Source organism: Variovorax sp. YR752 (genome assembly GCF_943372545.1).
In genome coordinates, this window is record NZ_CALRZC010000397.1 from 1 (window position 1) to 3,616 (window position 3,616).

Here is a 3,616-nt window from a genome sequence, read left to right on the forward strand (position 1 = left end):
CGACCGTGGGCGCGATGCGCACCAGCGCGTCGCGCAAGGCCGGCGCATCGAACGCATCGACAACGACCGGCATCACACCGCGCGCCTCCAGCGCCGCGGCACGATCGGCACGGCGGGTGCCGCCGTACACCGCGTGGCCGGCCTCGACCAACAGCGGGATCAGCGCGGTGCCCACGGCCCCGGTCGCGCCCGCCACGAATATCTTCTCGCCCATTGCGTGTCCTTCTTTCCTGCTGGCTGTTCGAAGCCACGAGCTTAGGATTTCGATGCCCCAGACGAAAGAACCAAGAATCGTCAAAATGACTGGTCCATGAGCAACGCGCCAAGCAACACCCTCCCCGGCATCGACCGGTCGACATCGACCCCGCTGCACCGCCAGGTCTACGAGCGCTTTCGCACGGCGATCGAACGCGGCGTGCTTCTCCCCGGCGATCGCGTGGCGTCGGCGCGCAGCCTGGCCGGCGAGCTGGGCGTGGCGCGCGGCACGGTCGAAGCGGCCTACAGCCAGCTCGCAGGTGAAGGCTATTTCTCCGCGCAGGGGCAGGCGGGCACGGTGGTGTCGCCGTCGCTGCCGGTGCAGCGGACCGTGCGCGCCGGTGCGCGGCCCGCCGCCGATGGGCCTGCACTGGCCGGCCCCATCGCCCCGCCCCCGTTGCAACTCGGCATCCCGGCACTCGATGCCTTTCCGCGCAAGCTCTGGGCGCGGCTGGTCGCCCGCCGTGCGCGCGCCATGGGTGCAGCGGATCTGTTCTACGGTGACCCCGCAGGCCATGCACCACTGCGCGAGGCCATCGCGGCCTACCTGCTGGTGTCGCGCGGCGTGGCCTGCCAGCCTGCACAGGTCTTCGTCACCGGCGGCTATCGCGCGTCGCTCGCGCTCGTGGCGCGCACGCTGCTCGCGAAGGACGACCGCGTGTGGACCGAAGACCCGGGCTTCGCCCCCACGCACGACGTGCTGCGCAGCGCCGGCCACCGCGTGGTGCCCGTGCCCGTGGACGACGAAGGCCTGGTCGTTGCGCGGGGCGTGCGCCGCTCGCCGAAGGCGCGCATGGCGATCGTCACGCCGTCGCACCAGGCGCCGCTGGGCGTGTCGATGTCGCTGACGCGCCGGCTGCAGCTGCTCGAATGGGCCTCGCGCGCCAAGGCCTGGATCGTCGAGGACGACTACGACGGCGAGTACCGCTACGCCGGCGCGCCGCTGCCCGCACTCAAGAGCCTCGACGGGCACGACCGCGTGCTGTACGCGGGGAGCTTCTCGAAAGTGCTGTATCCGGGGCTGGCGCTGGGCTACCTGGTGGTGCCCGAGTCGCTGCGCGCGCGCTTCGAGGAGGCGGCGCGCATCGCCTCCAACGGCTGCCCGCAGATCACGCAGGCCACGGTGGCCGACTTCATGCGCGAGGGCCATTTCTCGCGGCATCTGAAGAAGATGCGACTGCTCTATGCGCGCCGCCGCGCCTTGTTGGTCGAGGCGCTGCAGAAGGCTTTCGGCGACGGCGTGCGCATCGATCTGCAGGCTGGCGGCATGCACCTGATTGCGCGCTTCGACGCGCGCAGTGAGAGCGACCTCGTGCTGGCCCGTCGCGCGCAAGAGGCCGGACTGAACTGCCAGCCGCTGTCGGCCCGGGGCACCGCCGTCTTCGAGGGCCAGGGGCTGCTGATGGGCTTCACCAACGTTGCCACGCCGACCCAGGCTCGGCAGCTCGCCACACGGTTGCGCGCGGCGTTGGGCTGAGGCTCAGGCGCGCAGATCGACTTCAGGCCGCATCGACGACGCGCCGCTCCAGCGCACCTCGAAGCCCGCGCTGCGGAACTGGCCGACCACCAGTTCGCCGACGCGCTGCATGTCCGCATCGCCGCCCTCGGGTGCGCCCCAGAACGCGAGCGAGAGCTGGCTGGTGCGCTTGGCGCGGTTCTGGTCCTGCCGCGTGTAGAAGCAGAAGCCGTGCAAGCCGGCCTTCTTGCCGCCGCGCTCGCGGAATGCTTGCGAGCAATCGGAGAAGCCATCGGACTGCGTGTCGCCCGCATCCTGCAGCGCGACCAGGCCCGCCTGCGTCAGCGCGACGAACACCTCGGCGATGCGCGCTTCGGCGGCGCGCCACTGTGCGGCGCTCATCTTCACCGGGTCGGGCTCGGGCGGCGGTGGTTCGGGCAGCGCATGGCCGGTGATGCGCGACAGCAGTTCGGCGACCTCTTCCTCCATCGCGTTCTCCGTGATGTGGTTGCCGTAGCTGTCGCGCACGTCGGGGTTGGCGCCCGCATCGATGAGCAGTTGCACCGGCTCCGTGGTCGGCGAGAACTCGGCCGCGAGGTATAGCGCGGTGCGGCCGTCGGTGCCGATGTATTCGAGCGGGCTGCCGGCGTCGACCAGCAGTTGCAGCACGGCAAGGATCGGTTCGAGCTCGGATTCGTTCGTGCCCATCGCGGCGCACTGCAGCGCGGTGAAGCCTTGCTTGTTCACGGCGGCCAGGTCGGCCCCGGCTTCGATGCAGGCCCGCACCGTGTCGACATCGGCCTCGCGCGCGGCGTCGAAGATCTTCTTCGGATTCATGGCATCCCCTGTTGGTTTTTGGATTCTGCCGCAGGCGCTTTGCACTTCACAGACCGCGCGAACCTCGCTACATTCGACGCCTCGATCAACAAACCGGACTGGAGGTGCGCGATGGAAGACACTGCTATTCACTCTCCCTCCCACGTACGGTTTGTCGGTTCGCATCCGAACTGCTGCTGACGCGCTCTCCGCGCACCCGGTGCCGCTGAAGGCACCACCAGCCAGCCCGTTCGACCCTCGCGGTGTTCTGCCGCGATACGCCGTCCGATTCAGACAACGCCACGCCGGCACATGTGTGCCGCGTGCGGTCCGTTCCCTTTTCGAATCAAGGCTCACCATGCTTGAAACCCGTGCCGCCGATGCGCGGCAGTTCGTGACTTCTCCTTTCGATCCGCAGCGGGCGTCCGCTGAAGAATGGTCGCAGGCGCTGGCCTACTGGCGCCAGCGCCACGACGAAGACTTTCCGGGCGAACCTCAGCCCGACGACGCCCACACCCAGCAGAACGTGCAGCAGCACACGCCGCTGTATGTGGTGCACCGCGCCTTCGCGCGGGACGCGCAGGGCCGCATCGTCGGCAGCCTCAACATGGGCGTGCGCCGCGAAGGCTCGCCCGACTACGCGGCCTTCGCGCCTTTCATCGACGTGTGGGGCGGCGTGCTGCGATCGCACCAGCGCCAGGGCGTGGCCAGCACCTTGCTGCACCGGCTGCTGGCGCTGATGGAAGCCCGCGGCCCGACCACCGCGACCTTCAGGGCCCACCAGCCGGAAGGCCGGGCGTTTCTCGCGGCCATCGGCGCGACCGAGAAGCACCGCAGCATCGAGAACCGCATGGCCTTCGACAGCCTCGACTGGGCGGCGCTCGCGCGCTGGCGCGCCGACGCCCTCGCACCCGCGCACGGGCTGCGCCTCGAGATCCACGCAGGCCGCGTGCCCTTCGATCGGCTGGCCACGCTCATGGCGCCGCTCTCCGCGCTGCTCGAAGACGCACCCACCAGCGCGCTCGAACGCGCGCCCCTGCGCTTCGAGCTCGAGGGCTTCCATGCCTGGTACGCAGAACTCGATCGCTC

The 3,616-nt window shown here is 69.9% G+C and carries 4 protein-coding genes; 2 read left to right on the forward strand and 2 right to left on the reverse strand.

Translation table 11 applies throughout. The annotated features are described in order from the left end of the window. Nucleotides 1-214, reverse strand: a 214-nt coding sequence (locus tag AAG801_RS40965; RefSeq protein WP_341893605.1) for an NAD(P)H-binding protein, incomplete at its 3' end; no start/stop codon positions are given. A 96-nt stretch (nt 215-310) separates the two neighbouring features. Between AAG801_RS40965 and AAG801_RS40970 the strand changes: the two genes are divergently transcribed. Then, nucleotides 311-1,732: a PLP-dependent aminotransferase family protein gene (locus AAG801_RS40970; protein WP_341893606.1), complete on the forward strand. Its 1,422-nt coding sequence runs from the start codon at nt 311-313 to the stop codon at nt 1,730-1,732. Between the two features lie 3 nt (nt 1,733-1,735). Here the strand turns inward: AAG801_RS40970 and AAG801_RS40975 are convergent, their stop codons facing one another. After that, nucleotides 1,736-2,548, reverse strand: coding sequence for an ankyrin repeat domain-containing protein (locus AAG801_RS40975; RefSeq protein ID WP_341893607.1), 813 nt, complete (start codon nt 2,546-2,548; stop codon nt 1,736-1,738). 337 nt (nt 2,549-2,885) lie between these two features. Here AAG801_RS40975 and AAG801_RS40980 point away from each other — a divergent pair. Beyond that, nucleotides 2,886-3,616 (forward strand): GNAT family N-acetyltransferase (locus AAG801_RS40980; protein WP_341893608.1); only part of this gene is annotated, 731 nt, incomplete at its 3' end.